At 45.6% G+C, this 23921-nt stretch carries 19 protein-coding genes; 6 read left to right on the forward strand and 13 right to left on the reverse strand.

The window, feature by feature from the left end; genetic code table 11:
* Nucleotides 1-106: 106 nt before the first annotated feature.
* The 12 genes from AZI85_RS11790 to AZI85_RS11845 all read right to left on the reverse strand — a co-directional run bounded on the left by AZI85_RS11790 (nucleotide 107) and on the right by AZI85_RS11845 (nucleotide 14094).
* Nucleotides 107-2977 carry a tail fiber domain-containing protein gene (locus tag AZI85_RS11790; protein ID WP_063244224.1) on the reverse strand — a complete coding sequence of 957 codons (2871 nt, stop codon included), beginning with the start codon at nucleotides 2975-2977 and terminating at the stop codon, nucleotides 107-109.
* Nucleotides 2974-3537 carry a hypothetical protein gene (locus AZI85_RS11795; RefSeq protein WP_253720965.1) on the reverse strand — a complete coding sequence of 188 codons (564 nt, stop codon included), beginning with the start codon at nucleotides 3535-3537 and terminating at the stop codon, nucleotides 2974-2976. Before AZI85_RS11795 ends, AZI85_RS11790 begins: the two co-directional genes overlap by 4 nt.
* 72 nt (nucleotides 3538-3609) lie before the next feature.
* On the reverse strand, nucleotides 3610-4707 hold the full coding sequence (locus AZI85_RS11800) for a DUF3419 family protein (protein WP_063244225.1): 1098 nt from the start codon (nucleotides 4705-4707) through the stop codon (nucleotides 3610-3612).
* 9 nt (nucleotides 4708-4716) lie between these two features.
* The gene (locus AZI85_RS11805) at nucleotides 4717-5778 is read right to left on the reverse strand and encodes a hypothetical protein (RefSeq protein ID WP_063244226.1); all 1062 of its coding nucleotides are present in this window, start codon (nucleotides 5776-5778) and stop codon (nucleotides 4717-4719) included.
* Nucleotides 5778-6476, reverse strand: a complete 699-nt coding sequence (locus AZI85_RS11810; RefSeq protein WP_063244227.1) for an outer membrane lipoprotein-sorting protein — start codon at nucleotides 6474-6476, stop codon at nucleotides 5778-5780. Before AZI85_RS11810 ends, AZI85_RS11805 begins: the two co-directional genes overlap by 1 nt.
* Nucleotides 6477-6484: 8 nt before the next feature.
* The gene (locus tag AZI85_RS11815; RefSeq protein WP_063244228.1) at nucleotides 6485-8617 is read right to left on the reverse strand and encodes a dehydrogenase; all 2133 of its coding nucleotides are present in this window, start codon (nucleotides 8615-8617) and stop codon (nucleotides 6485-6487) included.
* Nucleotides 8586-9611: an SDR family oxidoreductase gene (locus tag AZI85_RS11820; protein WP_063244229.1), complete on the reverse strand. Its 1026-nt coding sequence runs from the start codon at nucleotides 9609-9611 to the stop codon at nucleotides 8586-8588. The genes AZI85_RS11815 and AZI85_RS11820 overlap by 32 nt, the downstream gene beginning before the upstream one ends.
* A gap of 19 nt (nucleotides 9612-9630) precedes the next feature.
* Nucleotides 9631-10629 carry a diacylglycerol/lipid kinase family protein gene (locus tag AZI85_RS11825; RefSeq protein ID WP_063244230.1) on the reverse strand — a complete coding sequence of 333 codons (999 nt, stop codon included), beginning with the start codon at nucleotides 10627-10629 and terminating at the stop codon, nucleotides 9631-9633.
* A 292-nt stretch (nucleotides 10630-10921) separates the two neighbouring features.
* On the reverse strand, nucleotides 10922-12130 hold the full coding sequence (locus tag AZI85_RS11830; RefSeq protein ID WP_063244231.1) for an ABC transporter permease: 1209 nt from the start codon (nucleotides 12128-12130) through the stop codon (nucleotides 10922-10924).
* Entirely contained in the window at nucleotides 12130-12810 is a 681-nt protein-coding gene (locus AZI85_RS11835; protein ID WP_063244232.1) for an ABC transporter ATP-binding protein, read from the reverse strand. Before AZI85_RS11835 ends, AZI85_RS11830 begins: the two co-directional genes overlap by 1 nt.
* A 12-nt stretch (nucleotides 12811-12822) precedes the next feature.
* Nucleotides 12823-13566: a hypothetical protein gene (locus AZI85_RS11840; RefSeq protein ID WP_063244233.1), complete on the reverse strand. Its 744-nt coding sequence runs from the start codon at nucleotides 13564-13566 to the stop codon at nucleotides 12823-12825.
* A gap of 6 nt (nucleotides 13567-13572) precedes the next feature.
* On the reverse strand, nucleotides 13573-14094 hold the full coding sequence (locus AZI85_RS11845; protein WP_253720966.1) for a hypothetical protein: 522 nt from the start codon (nucleotides 14092-14094) through the stop codon (nucleotides 13573-13575).
* A gap of 285 nt (nucleotides 14095-14379) precedes the next feature.
* Between AZI85_RS11845 and AZI85_RS11850 the strand changes: the two genes are divergently transcribed.
* The 6 genes from AZI85_RS11850 to AZI85_RS11875 all read left to right on the forward strand — a co-directional run bounded on the left by AZI85_RS11850 (nucleotide 14380) and on the right by AZI85_RS11875 (nucleotide 22966).
* Nucleotides 14380-14931, forward strand: coding sequence for a hypothetical protein (locus AZI85_RS11850; protein WP_063244234.1), 552 nt, complete (start codon nucleotides 14380-14382; stop codon nucleotides 14929-14931).
* Nucleotides 14932-15118: 187 nt separating this feature from the next.
* The gene (locus tag AZI85_RS11855; RefSeq protein WP_063244235.1) at nucleotides 15119-17152 is read left to right on the forward strand and encodes a M3 family metallopeptidase; all 2034 of its coding nucleotides are present in this window, start codon (nucleotides 15119-15121) and stop codon (nucleotides 17150-17152) included.
* A 17-nt stretch (nucleotides 17153-17169) separates the two neighbouring features.
* The gene (locus AZI85_RS11860) at nucleotides 17170-18057 is read left to right on the forward strand and encodes an NAD(+)/NADH kinase (protein ID WP_063244236.1); all 888 of its coding nucleotides are present in this window, start codon (nucleotides 17170-17172) and stop codon (nucleotides 18055-18057) included.
* A 23-nt stretch (nucleotides 18058-18080) separates the two neighbouring features.
* Nucleotides 18081-19775: a DNA repair protein RecN gene (gene recN / locus AZI85_RS11865; protein WP_063205011.1), complete on the forward strand. Its 1695-nt coding sequence runs from the start codon at nucleotides 18081-18083 to the stop codon at nucleotides 19773-19775.
* Nucleotides 19776-19850: 75 nt separating this feature from the next.
* Complete coding sequence (locus AZI85_RS11870) at nucleotides 19851-20795, forward strand: NmrA family NAD(P)-binding protein (RefSeq protein ID WP_063244237.1); 945 nt, start codon at nucleotides 19851-19853, stop codon at nucleotides 20793-20795.
* 77 nt (nucleotides 20796-20872) lie between these two features.
* On the forward strand, nucleotides 20873-22966 hold the full coding sequence (locus AZI85_RS11875; protein ID WP_063244238.1) for a S9 family peptidase: 2094 nt from the start codon (nucleotides 20873-20875) through the stop codon (nucleotides 22964-22966).
* Between the two features lie 52 nt (nucleotides 22967-23018).
* Here the strand turns inward: AZI85_RS11875 and AZI85_RS11880 are convergent, their stop codons facing one another.
* Entirely contained in the window at nucleotides 23019-23816 is a 798-nt protein-coding gene (locus AZI85_RS11880) for a L,D-transpeptidase (protein WP_063244239.1), read from the reverse strand.
* Between the last annotated feature and the right edge of the window lie 105 nt (nucleotides 23817-23921).

The following is a 23921-nucleotide window of genomic DNA, read 5'->3' on the forward strand; positions in this document are numbered from 1 at the left end:
TGGTTTTTCCTATATCTATAAGTTTAACAAATATGGAAAAATCGTGGCGATAAAATGACAATGTTGTTTGAAGATGAGATTAGACTGTCTTCGACTGAGACGGAAACTAGAGCCCTAGTTTCTGTTTGATCATTTCGAGATCTTTTTTAAGAGCTGCATTTTCTTTTTCTAAGTTCTGCATGCGTTCTTCATTAACGACTTTAGCTTCTTCTAAAGAAGCGATCTTACGCTCTAGCGCTACAATCTGTGATTCTTGGGCTTTGCACATGCCGTAGAGTTCGTGCGTGCTTTCGATCAGTGGGGCGACGAGTTTAGAGTAAGCGACGGCCTTATATCCATCCGCGCCTGTAGTCACCGCTTCAGGATATACCGCTTCCACTTCTTGTGCGATCACACCAATATCCTGTCCAGCTTGAAAAGACTTATTTGGAAAACTTGCGCGGTCCCAGACAAAACTGACACCTCGCAATTTTAATATTTTTTCCAAAGCAGCTGACAAAACGTGGATATCTTTTTTATATCGTCGGTCCGACGAGCTCGTCCACGTGTGAGTGCCGCCCGCGTTTCCATTTACATATAAAGAATATCCCGTAAATACTGTGGAATTAATCCCTACTCCTCCACCCATGTAGGGATTCGACAAGCCGTTCGATGGAAGTAGGGATAGTACAGGAGTCCCGAGTGAATCATGCTTAAACGAAAGTGTTCCCAAGGGTCCCCAAGTAGAAGTAGAAGTCGATCCGGCTTGACCGATATTCCACGCGCTGAGGTTGGAGCCGCTAGAGTTGTAGATTCGTAATCCCGTTGCCGTGGTATTCGCCGAAGTCAAACCAAGTGGAGTTGCTGACGCATCATCAGAGATCTGTACTCTAAAGCCAGGGATTGTAGTTCCAATCCCCACTTTACCGTCATTCGAAATTCTAATGCCCGAACTTCCTGTCGTGGTCCCGTTTTTGGTCACGACTAAGTCCAAAGCCATACCTTGTGCGGTCGCCGTGTGATTTTCAGTTGCGGAAATACTTACACCAGCATAGCCGACAGGATTGATTGCATTGGCGCCAAAGAATGCTGCAATACCTTGCCCACTCAGCGGATGAGTCGGAGTCGCCAAAGTTCCTCGAGCAGTGTATCCATAAAATGCAGAATAGTGATCAGGGTCCGTCGATACTGTCGTCGCACCGATAATTGACGAAGTTCCATCGCGCGTAACATCTAACGACGTCCTTGGACTACTTGTTCCAATGCCTACGTGACCGGCATTCGTAACGGTGACTCTGTTCAATCCTGCAGTCTCAAAATGCAGTGAATAATTGTCATTAGTTCCAATCGTGAGCGGCGCAGAAAATGTGTTCCCGTCTTTAACGACAGCGCCCGTGCTTCCAATATTCGCACAAGTCGCCATACCGCTGGCATCAAACGAAACTAACTGTCCCACGGTACAACTGAAACCATTTACCTGAGCCCCAGTTCCATTCGAGATCAAAAGTCTATTCGCAGGTAACGAGGCGCTTCCCGTCCCGCCCTGTGCAACAGGCAGAGTTCCAGTCACATCGGCAAAACTCAACGCCATCGGTGACCAGTTTGTTCCGTTGTATTTCAATATCTGTCCATTGGAAGGCATCGTCGCTGCGATATCACGTCCCTGCAGTTTCACCACTGAAGGATTTGGATAAGTGCCTGACAAATCACCGCCGGCAGTCCCCGTCGCACCAGTAGAAATTCCTGAACTTAAAAGCTCCCAGCTTGAACCACTATCACGATAAATTTTTTGCGTATCTGTCGTCACGTACAGGCGACCGGCAGTTCCCGCTGTGGGCTTTCCTGTATCCGTACCTGATTGAATACTTGGAGTGCCGCCCGAATTTTTAACTGCATCAGTGATACCATAACCGGCAAGCGTTGTCGGCGTTCCACTTGTGATTTGCGACCAAGGAAGTCCTGGAATATCTGACGCAATCAAACCTCCGCCTGAAGTCACGCGACCTTTTCCATCCACGGTCACTTTGGCGTATGTGCCAGCCGTTCCCACTGAATTCAAAGTTAAAATACCATTCGTCGCAAGCGAGGCATCACCAGTCAAGGGGACTGCCATTGCTTTATTGCTGCCATCACCAACAAATATATTTCCTGCAGGCAGAGCTCCGGAAAGTTTATTATTAAAAGTATTCCAGTCACCCGTGCTTAGATAACCGCTTTCCGTTCCACTTGCTTGTGGAATAGAAATCTGAGGCGTCGTCGTTGGTGTCGTCACATTCAGAGGAGCCAAAGCCGTTACATTCGTGACGGTTCCTGTGCCCCCACCACCGGTCGCAGAGATCGTAATTGAACCCGCACCACTCGTGATGTTAATACCGGTACCCGCATTTAAAACGCCGGATTGATAAACAGAGCCATTCCCAATCAAGATACTTCCATTAGCGGGAGCCGCCGTCGGGAAAATATTTAGAATAGAATCAAGAGTTGTATAACGAGCAAAAAGACTATCCACGTTCGCTTGAGTCGTGGTCGCGTTGACGTTCACAAAATCAGAGGCCTGCTTATCACCCAAACGCTGTGCCTGAATTGCATAAGGGACAGAAGTGATTGTCACGTCAGGAGTTAAAACTGTGGCCCCGACAGTGATGCGCAATGAACGAGACGATGAACTTCCTGCGGCGACGGGTGATGAACCTTCGCAGTTTACGGTCCCGCTTTGCGCAAAGATTCGCTCTAAAGTGTTCGTCGTTGAGTCGGTTCTATTTCCGGTACCAACGATCACGCTGAACTGACCTACGGAACCTGGAGTCACCGTTTGAGTTTCACGATACAAAACACAAGATCCGCTTTGCAAAACTTCAAAGGTCACCGTTTGCGCCGTCGTAATGGGAGTGTCTGTGGCATCCGTCAGAATACCTTCGTACGTCAACATCGGGCCAGGACCTGTCGCAGCCACGGCTTGAACACTTAAAGAAAGAAGAATCGCCAAGATCGACTTCATTGAGTGATCCTTCCGCGAATCTTAAATCCTCCCCCTGAAGCCACATGCTGATCCTGAGCACGCACGCGACCACGCAGATGCAAGCCCGTTCCGGTTTGCACTTGTGATCCCGCTAAAATCTCATGAGACATTGGCGAGGAAGGGACATACTTCACGTTCACGGTGCGATAGATAAAATCACCAATGCGCGGTTGCGCACGGAATTTCACCGACACCGTATCCCCGTTTGAAAAAGTCATCGCATCCCAGGGAGCTTTGGAATTAGAAAGAGTGATTTCAAACTTTCCATTTTCGCAGGTATTCTTGGCCGTCGACTGATAATCCGCTGGATTTACCCACGTCGTGCCACCATCAAAGCTCATCTGTACTTCGCCTACGAAAGCGGAGCACTCCGCCTGCAAAGACACGGAATTCATGCTCGCGGTGATCACGTGATTGTTGGTGAAATTGAAACCGTCAATAGAACGCAAGATAGAAACTGTCGGAGTCGTATCCGTACAGCCCGCCATCAAAAGAAAGAGGCCCAAAATGTTGATCTTGCTGACGTTCTTATTTTTCATTGACCCCTCATTTATCGGTAAAAACGAGGGGAAGCTTTAAGTATCAGCTTGAAACGTTCTCAGAATGAAACACTACTTTTTGCGGAAAATATGAAACTGATAAACCCCGGTGCCATCTTTGCTTTGGGCCCAAAGATTACGATCTGACAATGGCTCCCAGTTTTTCGTATCAATAGCGGTGGGCGCTCTCATAAACGAGCGGATGACCATCTGACTTTGGCTTCGAGTCTCAGGGGAAAGCTTTTGTAAAATCTGATTGGCGTCAGGCTCTGACAGGTAAGAAATCGTGTCGGACAACGAGATAAAATCATAAGCATGCTTAGGAAGCTCTTCCAAAAGATTCCCATGAAGATAACGGACTTGAGTGCTGGACTTTTTGACAGCCTCGACGGTTTCAAAGTGTGCTTCTAACGGCAAACCTTCCTCATAAGCAATTCGGCCTAAAAACAGAATTTGCATGAAGTAGTTTTTACGAACCAACTGAGTTCTAAAAATGCGATCGAACTCTTCCATAATAAATTGAGAAGGCGCCCGCTGCTCAGTTCTGTGCTCGGACTTCCCGCTGAAATGTCCCTTGTATAAGAACTTATTGAAAACATACTCGCTGGCGGCAACTTTGATAAAACTATTCCAACGAATTTTCGGCCAATGCTTTTCATAGAGTTCGATTTGTTCTTCCAAGCTTTGGGCTGCAAAAACTTTACTGAAATCACATTGCAAGACCTCACGGAAAAGATATCCCAATTTTTGAAAGTGAGATTCCCAACGACCCAATAAAATAAAACCTTTAGGCTTCCATCCCGACACGCGCTCGTTCCAATAGTTCTTTGCGTCCTGGGACAAAGTTAATCTTTTATAGAGCGCTTCGCGATCATCCCCTTTATCGCTGCCCGCTTGCAGGGCTCCACGATATCCCATAAAGAAAAGATACTCTTCATATGTTAACGTCTTCATGGCTTGCAAACGCAGTTCACAAAGATAAAGCTGACTGACTGACATATCGATCACATCAAGATACTTCGGATTTTTCGCCATCAAAGGCAAACAGCGTGCACCAGAGCCGGCGATACTGAACACTCTTTCCACCCCATTTGGCAGAAGATCATACTCGATACGCGTGTCTTCATTGGACAAGGTGTAATTCAGATCAGAAAAATATTCTTTTGCCATGAAAGCTCCTTAAAACGCTAAATTGCCACTTAATTCTAAACGTAAACCAACCACGGTGCCACCGGTAATCTCTTCATAAATCTTATATAGACCACTGACGCCCGCATAATTCTGCACAAAGCCCGACACCGTAAAATAATCTGTAATATTGTAACCGTAACTGAAACTTCCGAAATTGCTTTCTGCATCCGGGTTATAGAATGCCTGAAGCTGCACGTCGTGACGGTTCGGGTTCCACTGTCCCGTCAGGTAATAAGAGGTTTCGTAAGCCAAGCCGTTCGGGACTAAAGTTTCATATCGACTAACTTGAGTCAGCAAGATCCAGTTCCCCCAAAAGATATCACAACCCAAGGTCGCAAACTTTCGGTCTTGTTGATTTTCCAACGCCTTACGATCATGAACGTATCCCAATTCAAATTTCGGAACGGCATTTTCAAACGCATAGTTCCCCGTAACGCCATAGTGATCGGTGGTAAGGACTTGCGCAGATAAAGCGGAAAATGCAAAGTTCCCCCAATTCCACTTCACGCGTCCACCAAAGCTGGTGTTCTCTTCGACATCGGGTTGAGGAATCGGCACAGGGTAATAAGACTCGGCAAGCTCCCCCACACCCACAAACTCCAAAGAATAAGTTTCCCGGGCATACGAGAAAACAACTCCGGTAGAATGAGTGAGCTGGTCGGCCAAGGGATCAAAGAACAAGCGGTTCCATCGGCGTCCCGTCCACACATCCAGAGAGGGAACAGTCCAACTTTCGCTCCAACGCAAAGCCTGCCGTCCTACCCGCACATAAAAAGAATCGAGGTTGAATTCAAAGTAAGCTTCTTGAAGATATCCATGGGAAGGTGATCTGCGCACGAAGGCCTGATCTTCGTTTCCTTCAAACTCACCAAAGCCTTCGACGAAAATTCCGAAAGGCCCGACTTTCGAGTTCAACTTCCCTTTGACGATCAGGCGATTGGCCAACTCTTCTTCTGTGCCTTGAATATATTCATAGCGAGGCGCGACCGTAAGGTCCGCCATCGCGACGGCTGAATTTAAAAGAAGGATCAGAAGAAGGCCAAATCTCACTACTTCATGCTTTCCATGTTACGAACGGTAAAAAAGGATTCACCGAAAGTCTTTTTACCCATGGCAAGGATGCGCACGAAGCTGACTTGTTTATTTGTATCTTCGATTTTCAAAGTCGTCGGGCGAGTCGCGCCGGCGATACTTTTATAGTCTTCAAAAAACGCTCTTTTAAGAACGGTTTTTCCGTTCAATCCCAAATATTCCGCACGCAAGGGTTCGAAGTTCCCTTTTTTCAGCCAAAGACGAATCCACGCATAAGTCAGATTGTCTTTGTTGCCTTTAAGAAGAAGCTGCACTTCTTTACCGTTGTCGGCTTCTTTCGTCACATCGTAATCGCCGTACCAGCGAGTGCGCGAGATATCGCCATTAGAAACTTGACCTGAAAGTTTTTGTGCCAAGGACAAACGCATCGAGCGCTTCAAGTTAGGAACATAAGCGTGGAAGTCACGATCCAACATCAACATATTGCGACCCTTGTCCCGAGCCGGTTCTTTAGTAACGATCAAGGTTTTATCCTGCCCCTGCAAAAAAACTTGGAATACAGAATTGTTTTCCGGAGTCTCTACACGGATTTTCATTTCATAAGATTCTGCCGGATTGCGAATATTGTCGGCCTTTTTAACCCACTCTGCGGGATTTTCTTCCGCGACCGCATGAACTGCAAATACAAAGGTGCACAAGGCTAAAAGTGTCTTCATGACATCTCCTATTTATTTCTTTTTGAAAGAGCCAGTTGTCGTGTGAGCTCAATTTCCTTATCCGTGATAATTCCTGTATGACCTTGAATCGCCGCCAATTGAACTCCGTGGCGACGGGCCATTCTATAGATCTGCTTAACCTTATTCCACTCAATATCGCGGCCCATGGTAAAGGCCTCGAACTGTCCTTCCAAAGTCAGCAATGCCGTTTCCGCTAAGCACGCATAAACCGCTTTACCAGGAAGCCCCATATCAAAATCAATCTCGACCGGTCCTGGTAAAATCACTTCACCCGATTCGATGATTAAAACATCCGGTCTTTTCTTCGCATCTTCAATGTCGAAATCCAAAGGGCGGGAACAATCACAGACTACTGCGCCTGGTTTCAACAACATCACGTCCACAATTTTGTGATCAAACGCGGAAGTGGCCGTCACAAGGACATCCGCCTGCGGAGCAAGCTCGTTGGCATCTGTAGCAATTGTGATTTCACAACCTGGAGCCATTTTCTGAATCGTCTCTTTCAGTTCTTGCAGACGATTCATACGAGGCGCTACCAGACACAGTTTCTTAAAGACCAGCGAAAGAAGTTTTGCAGAAACTTGCCCAATAGAACCTGTGGCACCAATCACCATCGCCATGCCGTCAACCATGCCTGTCTGCGGATCTTGATTCAAAAGACGCATTTTTTTAACCACGTCATTTAAGGCCCACAGTGTCGCTGAAGCACTTAAACTATTTCCCGTTGTCACCGGAATGGGACTGTTCTGATTGATAGTGATCCCTTGGTCGCCCACGATTTTCGTGTAAGCGCCAAGGCCAATCATCTTCGCTCCGCGATTGGCGGCATCGTAACAGATGCCTTCAATCTTGCGATAAACGACTTCGGGATCCGTGTTTTTTAAAACTTTCGGTGTTGCTGGTAAGGCATAGATAATACCATTGATCTCTTTACCCGATTCTTCACTGATGACATGTTTCACGTGCCCATGAACAAAAGGCGGAACTTTCGAAGCCATTTTATCAAAAGAATCATTCCATTCTTTCGGCATGTACTTCAGTGCAGAAAGCCCCGGCACACGCATAAAATCGCTATGAGATAAGGCATGAATCACAAACGCAAAATCCGGTTCTTTTTCACTTAAGATTTTATTCTTAACGACGTTGATACCTTTAGAAATCTTCGCTTGCGTGGAAGTATTGCGAGTCATCACATACTTGCGCGCCACCTGACGGATTTCAGTATCCTCCGTCATCAGTTGCTCCCACTCTTCAATGCTTAAAGGCGCCGTGCGGTTGTGCACCAAACGCAAAGTCGCATCCAAAACAGAATAATTCATGTAAGGATGCACTCGATAATTTTCCGGGAACAAATTAATAATACTACGAGGATTGTACTTCTTTACTTCCGCTTCCATCAAAGGATGCGAAGACCAAATGACCAGATCTTTCCCGCGTACAAACTCCGTAGCGGCTGAGTCGAAAAGTAAAAGAAACGGCAAGTCACAGAAAACATACTGAACATTTTCAACCTGTGCCGCCAAAGAGGAGCGACTCATCTTTTGAAGTTTTGTTTCCGCCAACGGAGTGTTGTTACGAAGATCTTTGAAGTTTGCGACATTCAAAACCAGTTTTGAAAGCGTCATCAAACCTGGGAAAGGTTGAATCAACCAAGGTACGCCCAATAAAGAATAGGCGTCACCGATGTAAACGGATTTGCGATAGCGATGACGAATGTATTCTTCCAGCTCGGCGCAAAACACCGCCGATGGGAAAAAGATCCCACCTTCAGGCTGAATCTTCCCCGATTCAATTTTTTTAACTAAAGAATTAATGTTCGCGATTTCACGAAGCCCCGTTCCATCACATAAAGGTACTGGCGAAGGAATCCCCATGATTTCTAAATACTGGCGATGAACATAGCTTTTTTGTTCAAGCTTAATTACCGGAGGCAGGCTTGTTAAAGCAAAGGCATCCACTTGATTGCGAAGCGTTTCAATCAGACGGCGCACGCCATCCACAGAGAAATTCACACTAAAGCGCTGCACTTCAAAGTGACTGCCGTTAAATTCAAACTCATAAGCCGCATCCCAGTGCGGTCGGCCGAAACTAATTTCGGCGATTCGATACGAATGCTTCATACCCGCTCCAGAATGCTTGTTCATATTCTTTAAACTCAGGACACCAAGAAGGGCCTAGAACTTTGCGCGTCGCCTCGGTGTCGTAAGTTGGAAAGTTCATTAAATAAAAAAGTTCTTCTTCAGGAAAGCGCGCCACCAGACTTGAAACTTTCATCATCAAAGGTTTTGGCACTTTGCTGACAAGGGTGATGCCTTTATTAGGAATCGCCAGGCGCTTTAATGTGGCCGTGTAAAGTTCTTTTGCCGTCAAACCGTACGTCGGCGTAACATGAAAGCTTTTATAGCCTTCAGGTTTTTCGGTCAGAGCCCATTCGCAAAATTTCACAATGGCTTCTGCGGCTTTATCCACAGGAACAATCGGCATCTTCACCGATTCATTTCCTGGCAATGGCAATGCCGTTGGAAGTGATTCAATCAAAGGACGGATTTTTTTAAAAGACTCTGGAGCGTGATAAGGTCCATCGATACGTTCGATGCGGCCTTTCTTAGTATCCCCGACAAGCACTCCCAAACGCAGATTGATTCGTGATTTGATATTCTTCACCGGCCAATTGTGCAAAACCTGTTCACCCAACGCTTTCGAATCAGAATAAGCATCCGGGAAGGCTTTAGAAAAATTAAGATCGTAAGGTTTCACCGTCGAAAGGGTTGAGTTGATAGCCGCCGCGACAGTGCTGGTATTAAGGAAGTACGGAATTTCTAAAGCCTCAGCGACTTTCAGTGCAATTCCCATCGCCGAAATATTATGTTGAAAACAATCAACATAAGATCCTTTCAGATCATAAAGTCCTGCCATGTGTACGATGATGGAATATTTTTTTGAGCGAAGAGTTTCAAAATTAAGATCTGCATTCCAATGAGTCAGATCGCCCTGGACTTCTGTCTGGCCTGAACGTGACAGGACGTCCACTTCGAATTTTTCACGAAGAAGTGGAACGACCAATTTTCCGAGAAAGCCAGTGCCCCCGGTGACGAGGATACGAGGTCTGCTCACGGAGCCTCCAGAAATATCATTATTGTCGGACCATGATAGGAAGTCCGCGATGTAAGCAGCGGATTGAAATTTCCTGCACGTCCTTAAGAAGAATCTCGCCATCCCCAAAGAAAGTCAAAGAGCGGCGGGGGTTCTGGCTCTTTAGTCTGAACTCTCGAAGTTCGAAAGTTTTAAAGGCATTGAATTTTTCTAAATTACCTTTACGGATTCGCAAAGCAGCCATTGCATGTTGCTGGGCCGTTTTAGTTTCGGATAAAAGTAAGTTCACGGTGCCATCGGTATTGGACGTGTAAGGAGCCGGTAAAAAGCTCGCGCCAATACTTTGCTGATTGCTGACTAGAACGATGGGTGAATTTGTCTCGACGTTAACCTTGCCCGGAATTTCAATTTCAAGACCCCAGCCATCGGGATTCCAAGTGCGAATCGCTTCGGCGGTCATCATCGAATAAACACCGGGTCCCATTTTCTTTACCGCGTAATAACTTTTTTCTGCAAGATAGCGGAAGGCTTTTGCTGATTTGGGACAAGTCGAAAGAGTGCGAAGATGATTTCTAAATTTATTTGCGAGCTCCGCAGCCACTGCCGGAAGACCTAAGCCTCCGTTAGTCAACATATAAGCTTTTTGTTCGGGAGAACTAACCTCGATTACATCGATATTCTTAACGACACCTTCAAAGATATTGCGAACCGCGCGATCAATGCGGTGAGAGACTCCAATTTCATGAGCTAAATCGTTCGCGGTTCCCGAACGTACGATAGTAATAGGTGGAATCTTACTTAAGTCATCATACTTCATTAAACATTGAAGCGCGACATTGATGGTACCATCACCACCACAGATAATGATGGCGTTGGTTTTATGAGACATCTCTTCATTAAGGAAATCCGCCATCTCCGTCAGCGTCTGCGGACGGCTGAAACGAAGGTCACAGCGAAACAAAGCTTCGCGTACTTTCGCTTCAATCAGATCTGCATTCACAGACCCGGCTTTGGAATTTACCAGAACGGATACTCTCATAAAATTTAGTCCTCGGTGGAACACAAAAGCAATTCTTATACCTAAGGTTCTTTGAGTCATGAGCGCTAAAATAGAACTGGCACTCTAGAAGATGACTAAAAACGTCACTTTGGCACCGTTGTACAGAGAGTGGACACAATAAGCAAGAGTCAGGATGTCACCGACTCATATATCTAATAGATGGACACTGTGGACCCACATTTGAAACACGTAATGAAAAATCAGAGAAAACTCAAAATAAAAAATCCCGCAATGATCGCGGGATTTTTCAAAGATAGATCTTCTTGGAAATCTATGTCGAACGAAGAAGCTCTGGGATCGACTTCTTAAGAAGTTTCACTGTCGGATAAAGACTTGCTAACACCGTTGCAATCATCGGCAAAAGAAGAGCCTGCACGTAGTGCGGAGCCATAATATCTAAGTACACGATAAACTGACGCGTGATCCCCGGTGCCGGCGGCATGGGAATTCCTCCGCGCAGTAACGTCTTGTCGATGAGGACCGCCAAGCAGATTCCTAAAAAGCCCCCCAAAGTTCCTAACAAGCTATTTTCAATAAGCAGGATACGGAAAAGGCGCGAGCGTTTTTCGCCGTTGGCGCGAAGGGCACCCATCTCTCCGGCTCTCTCTAAAAGACCGACAGAGATCACGTTGAAAATACCCATCGCCACGATCACCAGAATAATAGAGCGAATGAATGCAAACTGCGCATTCAAGAAATCGACAGAGTTCTGATAATAGTTTTTGTCTAAGATTTCAAAAGGAATGGCTTCGACGTTGGAGTTCGCATCGTGAATGTCTTTTTCAACTTGTGGCCAAGCTTCCACTCCCTTTGTCGCTAAAGAAAACATTTCGATACGATTGGTATCTAAAAGCTGATGAGCTTGCTTCAGGTCCACGCGATAAAAAGAGTCATCAATCACTTTCTTACCGGTAAAGAAAATGCCTGACACTTTGAGATCAGCGCCATTCAATTGGTTATTCACGGTTTGAGTTAATAACGTGACCGTATCACCGACTTTAGCGTCTAAGCTTTCGGCCAAACCCTTACCCAAGATCACTTCATCGACACTTTGTAAGTTGCCGCCGGAAATGAAATTCATGTCAGTAAAAAACGCGTTTTCTCTTTCGGGAATAACACCCTCCCCTTTACCACCTAAGGTGATTCCGCCTTTGACGATAAAAGAATAGAAAGAAACACGAGGAAAGACTTGAGTCACTGACGATGAGGAACGAATTTGTTTTTCGATCTCTTCCGGATTTTCAAACCAAGCCTTCCAAGGAGTTTCATGTACTTTGCCGAAATAGTTTTTCGGAAACACTTGTCCATAGCCGTAATATCCATGAATGACGTTTTCACGGTACTGATTCATCACACCCGAATTAAAGCCTTGATAAATCAAAAGGCCCGCGGCACCAAGCGCGACGGTACAAAGGCTGGCCAAAGTTCGGCGAGGATTTCTAAAAAGATTGCGCCAAGCAATTTTAATCAGCTCAAACATTAGCGACTCTCCTGGATGCGACCATCTTTCATCGGATAAACAGACTTAGCAAAGCTCACAAGATGCGAATCATGCGTAGAAAAAATGAAGCTGGTGTTTTCGGCTTTTTGCAGTTCCTTAAAAGCATTGATGGTTTTTTCTGCGGTGACCGAATCCAGATTCGCCGTCGGTTCATCTGCTAAAACCACGACCGGTTTTTTAGCAATCGCGCGGGCAATGGCGACGCGCTGACGTTGTCCACCCGAAAGCTCCAGAGGTTTTTTCTTGGCATGATCTGCCAATCCCAAAAGGTCTAAGGTTTCCAGCGCCGTTTTCTGAGCCTCGGCGTGATTATAGCCCAAGGAAGGAAGAAAATAAGACGTATTTTCTAACACCGTCAAAGTCGGAATCAGATAAAAAGATTGAAAGATGAATCCGACTTTATGCAAACGAACTTGTTCTTTTTCACTTTCTTCAAGACGAGTCACGTCTTCACCAGCGAATTCGATATGGCCATTCGAAGGAGTGTCGATCAATCCTAACAGATTCAGCAACGTCGTCTTTCCAGTCCCACTCGGGCCTACAATACAAGTGAAGCAGCCCTTTTCCAACTCCAGATCGATGCCTTTAAGAACAGGAACCTGTTGTTTATTCCAAAGATAAGAGTACTCAAGCCCACGAAGACGATACAGTGCACTCATGCCGGTGATTCCTTACATGTAAAAGCGAAAACCCAAAGAGATAAAACCGCCCGAAAAATCCAGCTCGCGCTGTTCCCCGGATGTATTTAGGACCGCGTCTCCACTGCTTTTCGCACCAGAAAACGTTGTGACATCTTTCGAGTATTTTAAATTATCTATTTTTAGTTGACGATAGCCGAACTCAACAAGAATGGTTGTCGTGTCTGACAAATTACCTTCATAACCCAAAGAAGCTTGCAAAGAAGTTCCCGAACCTTTGGACTCGGCCGTGTGATCGGCGACACCTGGGAACGCTGTTTGCCCATCCGCAGTTAAAGTGTATGCATTTTTCATCGTGACACTGGCAAGGCCTGCGGTCGCAGAAATGAAGGAACGATAACTTGCTGTACTTTGCAAATTAACTTCAACGCCCACCTTTGGAACATATCCTAATATCTGACTGTTCGCCGAATACAAATCGGCAGTTCCATTATTCGCGGTCGAATCCAAAGTGGAAGGTTTTAAAATTTCAAAACCAAAGCGGAAATTCAAGTAGCGAACTGAATACAGAAAACCAAATTCGCCGGAGTAGTTGTAATTCACTCCCCCGCTGTAGTTGATGCCAGAGCTGGCTTCGCCATCCAGCCCTTCCGTCCCGATAGCCGAACCTCCCCCTGAAACCAGGAAGTAGGCCGCGAAAGTTTCTTTTTGAATATTGAACACTCGTGCTTGAGCCGTGCTCGTTAAAAGCAAAAGCGGTAAGAGCCAGAACTTCATCACGGTCTATTCCGTAATCAGATCGATAACGACTTTGCTTGTCGTCTTGTTGCCAGCCACCTGATAAACGCGCACTTTTGTATCTTTCTTAAGATCCAAAGTCAGATTCAAAGAACTGTCGATCGGATCCAGACTCATCGATGTTTTCGTCACGGCCATTGAGTTTTTCATCAATCCCGAAAGACGAGTTTGATCAATGTTCGCATTCGGCATCTGGGAAAAATCAATCACCAAACGCGAAGGATTTTTTTTCAATTCCGCAAAATAATAACCTGGAAGTCCCTTGATCGTACCGCCATTCAAATCGCCGATATCCATCACGATACGCTCTACTTTTTTCTTTGTATCCGCCGTGCGACGAACATCCATCAAAGTGAAACCCGTGCCGGCAATTCCACCGAAACTGACACCTTGACCTTGAAGAATTTTAGAAACCGGTTTTGCCTTTTGCGCGGGAACTGCGGCAACTGCAGGTACGGCCAACATAACGGCCCAAGAGAAAGCAAAAACACATCCGATGTTTTTCATGATCGACTCCTTTCGATGCTCACCTAAAAGAGTAAAAGAAGACCCCCTCCCTGCCAACCCTAAAACTAAAAGGCACCTGCTTTTTAAAAGTGCCTGCTTCTTTTCTGTCATGCAGAGCAGTACAAAAAAGAAGCAGGCACCTTTAGGCGCTGGGTGCCCATTTTGGGCACCGGGATTGGAAATTTTGCGACTGGATTCGAATATATCCCAGCTGAAGAAATTCTCATAAGGCACCAAACTTGAACCTTAGATGGCTGTTGAAAGATTTATTTTAAGGAGCCACTTATGAAAAAGTTGGTTTATTTCGTCTTTGCTCTATTCCTCGCAGCCTGCCAGCCGGGCGATGATGGTGGCGCGGGGACAACAACAGTAGTAACACCGTTGAACACGGGTTGTTTGACGGGACAAGCCTATTGTAACAATACCGTGTATTCACAATACTACGGATTTATTCCTTATCCGGGCATGTACAATTACGCGTACAACTACACGAATTATTTTAACCAATACGGATTCTGTGGTTGCCCCGCAGGTTATTCTGCAACTTACAACGGGAGCTTCGGCTTAGGTTGTATTCACAACGATCTAATCAACCCTTACTACAACACTCTTTACTACTGGCAGTGGGGTTACACTTGGGGCTACACGACTGCAGCTCCACAAACGACGATCAATATTCCACAAATCTCAAACGTACCGGGAGCAAGTAATAGTGCCAGCGCCTGCAGAAATAAATTAACTCAGAGCTGCCTATTGGATCAGGGAAACACTTGCGGCGCAGGGGCGACGTGCCGCCAAGTGATCTACGGATCAAATCTTGGAGTATGTACTTACTAGAGCGAGTGCGGCACTCCTCGACCGTTTTTACGGAATAATACGCCGCAATATCACGGGCCCTTGGACGGATAAAACCACCAAGGGCCCTTTCCATTTTTAGACGCCTTTTTACACCTAGTTTTTGCTTTATTTCTGCTCTGGTTCGTGAAAGAAAAGAAGAGTCTTTTAACTCTCTTGGAGGCACATCATGAGCAATCCTCTTTTACAACCTTTTACCAATAAAGACCAAGCTGTTCCCTTTGATCAAATCAAAGTGGAGCACTATCTTCCGGCTTTGGATGAAGCGATCAAAATTTCAAAAGAAAACATCGCGAAACTAAAAAGCAATCCGGCCACTCCTGACTTCGAAAATACAATTGTGGCTTTAGAAGCGGCTTCCGAGCTTCCAGACCGTATCACAGGGATTTACTCAAACCTGGAAGTGGCGCACGCAGATGAGGCTTTGCAAGCGTTAGCGAAAGAGATTTATCCCAAGGTCACTGCCTTTGCGTCTGACGTTTCTTTGGATGAAGAAATCTTTAAGCGCGTGAAAGCCGTTTACGATAAACGCGATTCTTTGAACCTGAACAAAGAACAAGCGCGCTTGTTAGAAAAAACTTATCTGTCTTTCACTCGCAACGGTGCTTTGCTTTCTGAAAAAGACAAAGAAACTCTTCGCAATATCGATCAGGAACTTTCTGTTCTTGGACCGAAGTTTTCTGAAAACGTTTTGAAGGCGACAAACGCTTTTGAAATGTTCTTGGATAAAAAAGAAGACGTCGAAGGCCTCCCTGAGGGCATCCTTGAAGGAGCCGCTGCAATGGCTGAAGCCAAAGGCCAAAAAGGCAAATGGCTTTTCACTCTTTCAATTCCGTCTTACCTGCCATTCATGACGTATGCGAAAAATCGTGCCCTTCGTGAAAAAATGTGGAGAGCTTACGCTTCTCGTGCTTACAAAGGAACTTTCGACAACCAAGAAACAGTTTTGAAGATCGTTCAACTTCGCGATCAACGCGCAAAACTATTAGGCTTCAAAACTCACGCTGATTTCGTATTGGCAGAGCGTATGGCGAAGAACCCGCAAACAGTGACAGAGTTCCTTTCAAAACTTTTGAAGGCTTCTAAAGATGCCGGCAAAAAAGATTTGGCGGAAGTCACAGAGTACGCGAAGAAATTAGACGGCGTTTCTGACATCCAGCCTTGGGACTTCGGTTACTACTCCGAGAAATTGAAAGAAGATAAATACGCTTTCAATGAAGAAGATCTTCGTCCTTACTTCCAACTTGAAAAAGTGGTCGACGGTGTTTTTGCTCACGCGAAAAAACTGTACGGCCTGACTTTCAAAGAAAACAAGGACATCCCGGTTTATCATCCAGAAGTAAAAGCTTACGAGATCTACGAAGATAAATCTGGTAAGTACATGGGTCTTTTCTATACAGACTTCTTCCCGCGCGAGACCAAAAAAGGCGGCGCTTGGATGACTCAGTTCCGTGGGCAAGGCTTGCTTAACGGCGAGATGAAACGTCCTCACGTCAGCATCGTGTGTAACTTCACGAAACCGACGCCGACGAAGCCTTCTCTTTTGACTTACGATGAAGTACGTACATTGTTCCATGAATTCGGTCATGCTTTGCATGGCATGTTGTCTGAAGTGACTTATCAATCTTTGAGCGGCACCAATGTTTATTGGGATTTCGTAGAACTTCCATCGCAAATCATGGAAAACTGGGTGGGTGAAAAAGAAGGTTTAGATCTTTTTGCTCGTCACTATGAAACCAATGCGGCGATGCCCACAGATTTAATCGAAAAATTAAAAGCGTCGCAAAAATTCCAAGCGGGTTATGCGTCTTGCCGCCAATTGCAATTCGGTATGATGGATATGGCTTGGCACTCAACGGATCCTTCGACAATCAAAGATGTCGATGCGTTTGAAGAAAAGGCGACGGCCGAAACCCGTCTGTTCCCTAAGATCGATGGCGCAAATAGCTCTTGCAGCTTCAGCCATATCTTTGCAGGTGGATACTCAGCGGGATATTACTCTTACAAATGGGCTGAAGTGTTGGATGCCGATGCCTTTGAGTTCTTCAAAGAAAAAGGTTTGTTCAATGCCGAAGTGGCTCAGAAATTTAAAGACAATGTTCTTAGCAAGGGCGGAACGGAACATCCGATGGAACTTTACAAAAAATTCCGCGGTCGTGAGCCAGATCCGAATGCGCTTCTAAGACGCGATGGTTTGATCTAGTGAGTGCAAAAGTTTCGATGAGCAAAAACAGTAAATTAGTTCTAGAAGAAAATAGCAGCATTGCTTTAGTTTACCGCTTAGAGACGGCGCAAGCCGTCTCTCTAGCAAAAAAGGTTTCTGATTATTTGAAAGACAAGGGCTTTGATGTTTTCACCGGCCCTGATCAAAAAATCATTCCCGGCACCAAAGCCGCTAAAACAAAAAAACAATTGGACCAGTTAAAGCTGATCATTGTTCTGGGTGGTGATGGAACGTACTTGCGCGCCGTTCGCCTTCTTGAAGGGCGCAGCACGCCGATTTTGGGCTTTAACATGGGCTCACTGGGCTTCCTAACGGCTCATGCCGCTGAATCCGTTTTTGATGTCATCGAAAAAACTTTGGCGGGAAAAATGGTTCTTCGTCCCCGCTCTATGCTTTTTGCAAAAATTCTTCGCCGTGGAAAAGTGCGGGATGAGTTCCATGCACTGAACGACATCGTGATTGAAAGAGGCTCAATGAGCCAATTGATCAACACGGCTATTTATTCTGAGAAATTCCTGGTCAGCGAAGTGAAGGCCGATGGTTTTATCGTCGCCAGTCCTTCGGGCTCGACAGCGTACAATCTCGCTGCGGGCGGTCCTTTGCTTGATCCAGAGTCCCCGGTATTTGTGATGACGCCTGTTGCGCCTCACTCTTTGACGTCTCGTCCTTTGATCTTCCCTGACAATAAAGAGCTTTCTTTCAAGCTTGATGGGAAAACTCAAAAAGCGCATTTCATCGTGGACGGTCAAAAGATGACGGAACTCACGCCTCAAGACGAAGTGATTGTGACAAAGTCTTGTTACGATCACATGATGGTGCGGGAACCTAATCACAACTACTTCCACTTGCTTCGCGAAAAACTTAAATTCGGAGATCGCAGCTAGAAACCTAGTTTGCAGGAGATATTATGTTACTAGAGCTGAAAGTTTCTAATTTCGCCATTATCGAAAACTTGCACATCACCTTCAAAGAAGGACTTAACATCTTGAGCGGTGAAACAGGTGCCGGTAAATCCGTTCTTCTTAAGAGCTTGAGTCTTTTGATGGGCGGAAAAGCATCTAGCGACACGATCCGTACCGGCGCTTCCCAGGCGACGATCGAAGGCTCGTTTGATATCAGCAAACGCTACGACATCATCGACAACTTAAAAAGCATGGGTATTGAAGTGGATGAAGACACTTTGATCGTTCGTCGTGTTTTAAGTGCAGGTGATAAATCGAAAGTTTATTTGAACGGCAGTCTTAGTACATTGAACAGCTTGCGCGACATCGTGGCTCCTCTGGTGGAGTTAGCAGGTCACTCAGCACCTTTGATCGAAATGACCGGCCAACATGAAAACCGCAATTTGATGTCTAAAGCTTACCACTTGGATCTTTTGGATCAGTATGCGGGCACTTGGGATAAGCGTCTTTTGTTCACTGAAAAGTACAATCGCTATCACGCCATCTTTGAAGAAATCAAAAAACTAGAAAGCGATGCCAAACAAAAAGCACAGCGTTTGGATTTCTTAATTTACCAGCGCGATGAAATTGCCAACTTGGATTTGTCTCCGGGCGAAGATCTTGAACTTGAAGTGGAAGTTAAGAAGCTTAAAAACTCTTCGCGCATTGGTTCTTTCGTGGATCAAGCCGAAGAAGCGCTTTACACCGATGACGATTCCGCAATCAGCCGTTTGAATGCCGTTCTTAAAAAAGGCCTGGAACTTGCGGGCGTGGATCCGCAGATTGCGACGAAACTTGAAAATCTTGAACAAGCGAAAGCTTTGATTGATGAGACCGTCTATGAGCTTCGTCAGTATGCTTCGAAGATCGATGCCGATCCTCAGCGCCTAGAAGAAGCGGAAGGTCGTTTGAGCGATCTTCGCAAGTTGCAAAAAAAATATGGCTCGACAGTAGACGATATTTTAAAAGCCTTGATGGATATGGAAATTGAAATTTCCAATCTGCAAAATTCTGAATCCAAAGTAGAATCCTTAAAGAAAGAAGCTTCAGCGATCTTAAAAGAGCTAGAAACTTTAGGAGCCGATCTTCACAAGCGCCGTCTAAAAGGTGCCGACTTGCTTTCAGAAAGCGTGAATGCCGAGCTATTAGATTTAAACATGAAAGGTGTCACCTTCCACGTTCAGGTTGAAAAGATGGAGCTTTCTTCTTCGGGCATGAGTGACGTGGAATTCCTGAGCCAGACTTCCGCAAAAGACGTAAAACGTCCTTTGGCGAAATTTGCTTCGGGAGGCGAGTTGAGCCGTATCCTTCTTTCTTTGAAGCGCGTGGTGGGCTCGACAAATCAGCCTCGCACTTATCTTTTCGACGAAGTGGATACCGGCGTTTCCGGTGAAACAGCCGAAAAAGTCGGAAAGAAACTAAAGACCATTGCTAAAGGACAGCAAGTGATCTGTGTCACTCACCTTCCGCAAGTGGCTGCCTTCGGTGATGCTCACTTCTTTATTCAGAAATCTCCGCAAAAAGGTTCTGTGGCGATGCTTGTGTCAGAACTCAAGACAAAAGATCGTGTGCAGGAACTGGCTCGTCTTATCAGTGGCGAGAAAATCTCTAAAACTTCTGTCGCTCACGCCGAACAACTTTTGGCAGAAGCTCAAGCCTAACAGCTGATGAAGAATTCGTAAGTAGAGCCTCCTTATTTCCCCAAGTAAAATGGGGATAAATAAGGAGGTTTTTTTATGATTCTGGTCATGGGAGCCACGGGTAATATAGGCTCTAAAATCGTTACCCACTTACTTGCTCACGGTCAAAAAGTGCGTTGCGTGGCCCGACACTTTCCTAACAAAGAAAACTTCCAAGGCGCGGAACTTGCCCAAGGCGACGCGAATAACGTGAGTTTCTTAATGGATGCCATGCGCGGTTGCTCGGCAATATTCACCATGATTCCACCCAACCCCAAAGCCGAAGAATCCCGTTTCTATCAAAATAAGTTTGGCGAAGTGATTGCCGAAGCTATCGAAGAAGCCGGCATCAAAAAGGTCGTCAACCTCAGCAGTGTTGGTGCGGATTTAGAAAGCGGTACAGGCCCCATCTTAGGATTGCATGATCAAGAAGAGCGCTTGGGTGAAATCACTCATGCCGACATCATGCACTTGCGCTGTACGTACTTTATGGAAAACTTAAATAATAATATTTCTAGCCTGATCGGCATGAATCGTTTCTTTGGTACAATCAACGGGGATGTACCAATCCCCATGGTCGCGACAAGAGATATTGCGGCTCGCGCGGCATTCTTATTGATGAATCCAGATTTTAAATCCCACAACGTCGAATACCTATTGGGAGAGCGAGATATTTCAATGAACGAAGCTGTTAAGATCCTGGGAGCTGCCGTCGGTCGCCCTGACGCTGAATACGTTGAAGTGCCTCCGCAAGAAATGCGCAATTACTATATCGGTGCAGGATTAAGCGAAGACTGGGCGGATGTTTATCTCGAGATGGAAGACGCATTCGGCAACGGCACCATCGCAGGAACTTTTCAGCGCAACAAGATCAACACGACCGCCACCTCTATTGAAGAGTTTGCTCGCACTACTTTTGCGGATGCCTACAACAAAGCTTTGGCGAAACAAAACCAAGTGCGCTTTCAACAAACTCAACGCGGCGGCGAAGCCCGACCTTAGTCTGAGTCCCCAACAAGCCTTTTGGAAATCCAAGAGGCTTGTACCCACCTTCACCCCATCATGATAGCCTGAGTCCCATGAAAAAAATCACTTACGCTGTTTTACTTCTGGGAGTTTCCTGCATGCACAAAGATCTTCGTTCTTATCCGCAACCTGAAAAAGTTCCGGTGACGCTTAATAAGCACGGAGACATAAGAACCGATGAATACTTTTGGCTGCGTGAACGTGAAAATCCGAAAGTCATTGATCACTTGAAAAAAGAAAACGAATTCACGGCCCAGGCAATGAGTTCGGTGAAATCTTTGGAACAAACACTTTTCACCGAGTTAAAGTCTCGTGTAAAGGAAGATGAATCATCGACCCCAGTAAAAGATGGCGATTATTACTATGCTGCTCGCTATGAAAAAGGACAACAATACCCGCTTTATGTTCGCTACAAGGGTTCACCGAAAGGGACGGAAGAAATTCTTTTGAATATGCCGGAACTAGCGAAAGGACATGACTTCTTTGAATCTACGGGACCACGCATGAGTCCCAATCACAAGATCATGGCCTATGCCGTAGATACAGTGGGACGTCGCTTTTATACCGTGTATTTCAAAGATCTTGAAAGTGGAAAGCTTCTGCCCGACACGATTCCCAATATGACTTCGAATCTGACTTGGGCTAATGACAATGAAACCGTTTTTTACGCCGAACAAAATCCAGAAACTTTGCGCAGTGAAAAGATCTATCGCTACAACTTGCGCACGCAAAAGAAGGACTTGGTTTATCACGAAAAAGATGAAACCTTCAGTACTTACGTTTACAAGTCATTGTCAAAGAAGTTCATCTATATCGGTTCTAGCAGCACATTAACGACGGAAGTTCGATTCATTGAGGCTAACAAACCCACGGAAGCCTTCCGCGTCTTCAATCCTCGTGAACGCGAGCATGAATACTCGGTGACGGACGATGGTGAACGCTTCTACATCATCACAAATAAAAAAGCTAAAAACTACAAGCTGATGACGACGGACCTTTCTCACACGGATGCTAAATCCTGGAAAGACCTGATTCCTCATCGCGCTGACACATTCTTGCAGGATGTGACGGTGTTTAAGAATTATCTGGTTTTGGATGAAAGAAAGAATGGTTTAACTCAAATCCATATCACCGACAAAAAAGCCAAAAATTCTTATTTCATCCCGTTTGCGGACGGCAGTTATATGGCTTCCGTCGGCGACAACCGCGAGTTTGATGCCGAGTGGGTGCGCTATGATTATGAGTCCATGCGCCTGCCCCCTTCTGTTTATGAGTTCAATATGAAAACTCACGAGCAGGTTCTAAAAAAAGTGCACGAGGTTCCTAACTACAACCCGGAACTTTACAAATCGGAACGCATCTTTATCACGGCTCGTGATGGTGTGAAGGTGCCGGTCTCTTTGATCATGAAGAAAGATCATAAGGCTGACGGCACGTCTCCTCTTTTAATTTATGGATACGGCTCTTATGGGGCTAGCATGGATCCCTGGTTTAGCAGCGACGTCTTTAGCTTGGTGGATCGCGGATTTGTTTTTGCTAAAGCTCACATTCGTGGCGGCAGCGAAATGGGACGTGAATGGTATGACACAGGCCGTACGATGAATAAGAAGAACACTTTCAATGATTTCATCGATTGCACCGAAGCCTTGGTAAAAAATAAAACCGCTTCTGCAAAGCGTGTCTTTGCCATGGGTGGCAGTGCCGGTGGCTTATTGATGGGAGCCGTGATGAACATGCGTCCTGATCTTTATCAAGGTATCGTGGCGCAGGTTCCATTTGTGGATGTGATTACGACAATGCTGGATGATACGATTCCACTAACGACCGGCGAATATGATGAATGGGGAAACCCCAACGAAAAAGCCGCCTATGAGTACATCAAATCCTATTCACCGTATGACAACGTCAAAGACCAGGCTTACCCGAACACTTTAGTGACGACGGGTTTGCATGATTCCCAAGTTCAATACTGGGAGCCTGCAAAGTGGGTCGCTAAACTGCGCGATCATAACAAAGGACCTTCCCTGATTCTGCTTAAGACGAATATGGAATCAGGTCATGGAGGCGCCTCAGGACGCTTTGAACAACTGAAGGAAACGGCCACCGAGTATGCCTTTATTCTGATGGTGAATGAGAACGTAAAATAAAAAAAGGCCGAGTGAACACTCGGCCTTTTTCTTTCAAATTTATCTAGAAATCTTAGTTAACGTCTTCAACGATGATCAACGCACTGAATGTGTTGAACTTCATCAACTGACCGGTTCTGCTGTGCACGATCTCTTGTTGAGAGATGTATTTCACATTTCCGTTTTCATCTAGAACTGGAGTCCCATCCAGATTCACCGCCGGAACTACAGAGCGTTCGGTTTCTTTCACGCGGAAGAAAAGGTTTTCAGCCGTTTCTTTATCTTGACGAATGCAACCACCCGAAGCGCGGCTTCCCAACATATCTACGTAACCTCTATAGACTTGGTGAAGTGCCAGACCATTTTCGATATCAAAAAAAATCGCGTACGGCATATCTGAATCCCAAGAACTTGATTTGTGGTCTTCAGACAAATATTTCGGAGTGTAATATCCTGTGGGTGTTTGCGACCAATAAGATTTTGGAGGCGCGCCTGTGCAAACTTTGTTTTTACGGCGAAGTTCAAAGCCTTCACGGCCTGTAGAAACCTTCGTTTTATGGATCAAATATCCATTTTCGTAAACCTTCATAGTTTGGGCCTCGTAACCGCGAGAGGCTTTGTTCACAACGATCACATAGCGAAAACCACGCATCCAAGGCTTTGTATCAAAATCACTTTCAGAAAAACGACCTTTAAAATGCTCAGGTAACTTTTCTGTCGTCTGCTTCTCAAAGGCCAAAGTCGCTGCATATTCCTGCTCATTATACTTACAGTCGTTAAACGTGTTTTTAACTTTACCCCAGAACGACGCCGACGCTGTCTGAGATACCACCAACGTCATTACGATGGCGCCATACTTCATTACGTTCATAAAAAAACTCCAGTCTATAAAAATAAATGACGAAAACAGGAGAGCAATTACCCTGCCAGGAAATCACCAGTTCAGAACAAAACTAAACATAGCAGGCCAAAAACG

Source organism: Bdellovibrio bacteriovorus, from assembly GCF_001592755.1.
GTDB lineage: Bacteria > Bdellovibrionota > Bdellovibrionia > Bdellovibrionales > Bdellovibrionaceae > Bdellovibrio > Bdellovibrio bacteriovorus_E.

Excerpts from the sequence above, each read along its gene's own strand:
- AZI85_RS11790 (WP_063244224.1), bottom strand. The coding sequence starts at position 2,977 with ATGAAGTCGATCTTGGCGATTCTTCTTTCTTTAAGTGTTCAAGCCGTG.
- AZI85_RS11795 (WP_253720965.1), bottom strand. The coding sequence starts at position 3,537 with ATGAAAAATAAGAACGTCAGCAAGATCAACATTTTGGGCCTCTTTCTT.
- AZI85_RS11800 (WP_063244225.1), bottom strand. The coding sequence starts at position 4,707 with ATGGCAAAAGAATATTTTTCTGATCTGAATTACACCTTGTCCAATGAA.
- AZI85_RS11810 (WP_063244227.1), bottom strand. The coding sequence starts at position 6,476 with ATGAAGACACTTTTAGCCTTGTGCACCTTTGTATTTGCAGTTCATGCG.
- AZI85_RS11815 (WP_063244228.1), bottom strand. The coding sequence starts at position 8,617 with ATGAAGCATTCGTATCGAATCGCCGAAATTAGTTTCGGCCGACCGCAC.
- AZI85_RS11825 (WP_063244230.1), bottom strand. The coding sequence starts at position 10,629 with ATGAGAGTATCCGTTCTGGTAAATTCCAAAGCCGGGTCTGTGAATGCA.
- AZI85_RS11830 (WP_063244231.1), bottom strand. The coding sequence starts at position 12,130 with ATGTTTGAGCTGATTAAAATTGCTTGGCGCAATCTTTTTAGAAATCCT.
- AZI85_RS11835 (WP_063244232.1), bottom strand. The coding sequence starts at position 12,810 with ATGAGTGCACTGTATCGTCTTCGTGGGCTTGAGTACTCTTATCTTTGG.
- AZI85_RS11840 (WP_063244233.1), bottom strand. The coding sequence starts at position 13,566 with ATGAAGTTCTGGCTCTTACCGCTTTTGCTTTTAACGAGCACGGCTCAA.
- AZI85_RS11845 (WP_253720966.1), bottom strand. The coding sequence starts at position 14,094 with ATGAAAAACATCGGATGTGTTTTTGCTTTCTCTTGGGCCGTTATGTTG.
- AZI85_RS11850 (WP_063244234.1), top strand. The coding sequence starts at position 14,380 with ATGAAAAAGTTGGTTTATTTCGTCTTTGCTCTATTCCTCGCAGCCTGC.
- AZI85_RS11855 (WP_063244235.1), top strand. The coding sequence starts at position 15,119 with ATGAGCAATCCTCTTTTACAACCTTTTACCAATAAAGACCAAGCTGTT.
- AZI85_RS11860 (WP_063244236.1), top strand. The coding sequence starts at position 17,170 with ATGAGCAAAAACAGTAAATTAGTTCTAGAAGAAAATAGCAGCATTGCT.
- recN (WP_063205011.1), top strand. The coding sequence starts at position 18,081 with ATGTTACTAGAGCTGAAAGTTTCTAATTTCGCCATTATCGAAAACTTG.
- AZI85_RS11870 (WP_063244237.1), top strand. The coding sequence starts at position 19,851 with ATGATTCTGGTCATGGGAGCCACGGGTAATATAGGCTCTAAAATCGTT.
- AZI85_RS11875 (WP_063244238.1), top strand. The coding sequence starts at position 20,873 with ATGAAAAAAATCACTTACGCTGTTTTACTTCTGGGAGTTTCCTGCATG.
- AZI85_RS11880 (WP_063244239.1), bottom strand. The coding sequence starts at position 23,816 with ATGAACGTAATGAAGTATGGCGCCATCGTAATGACGTTGGTGGTATCT.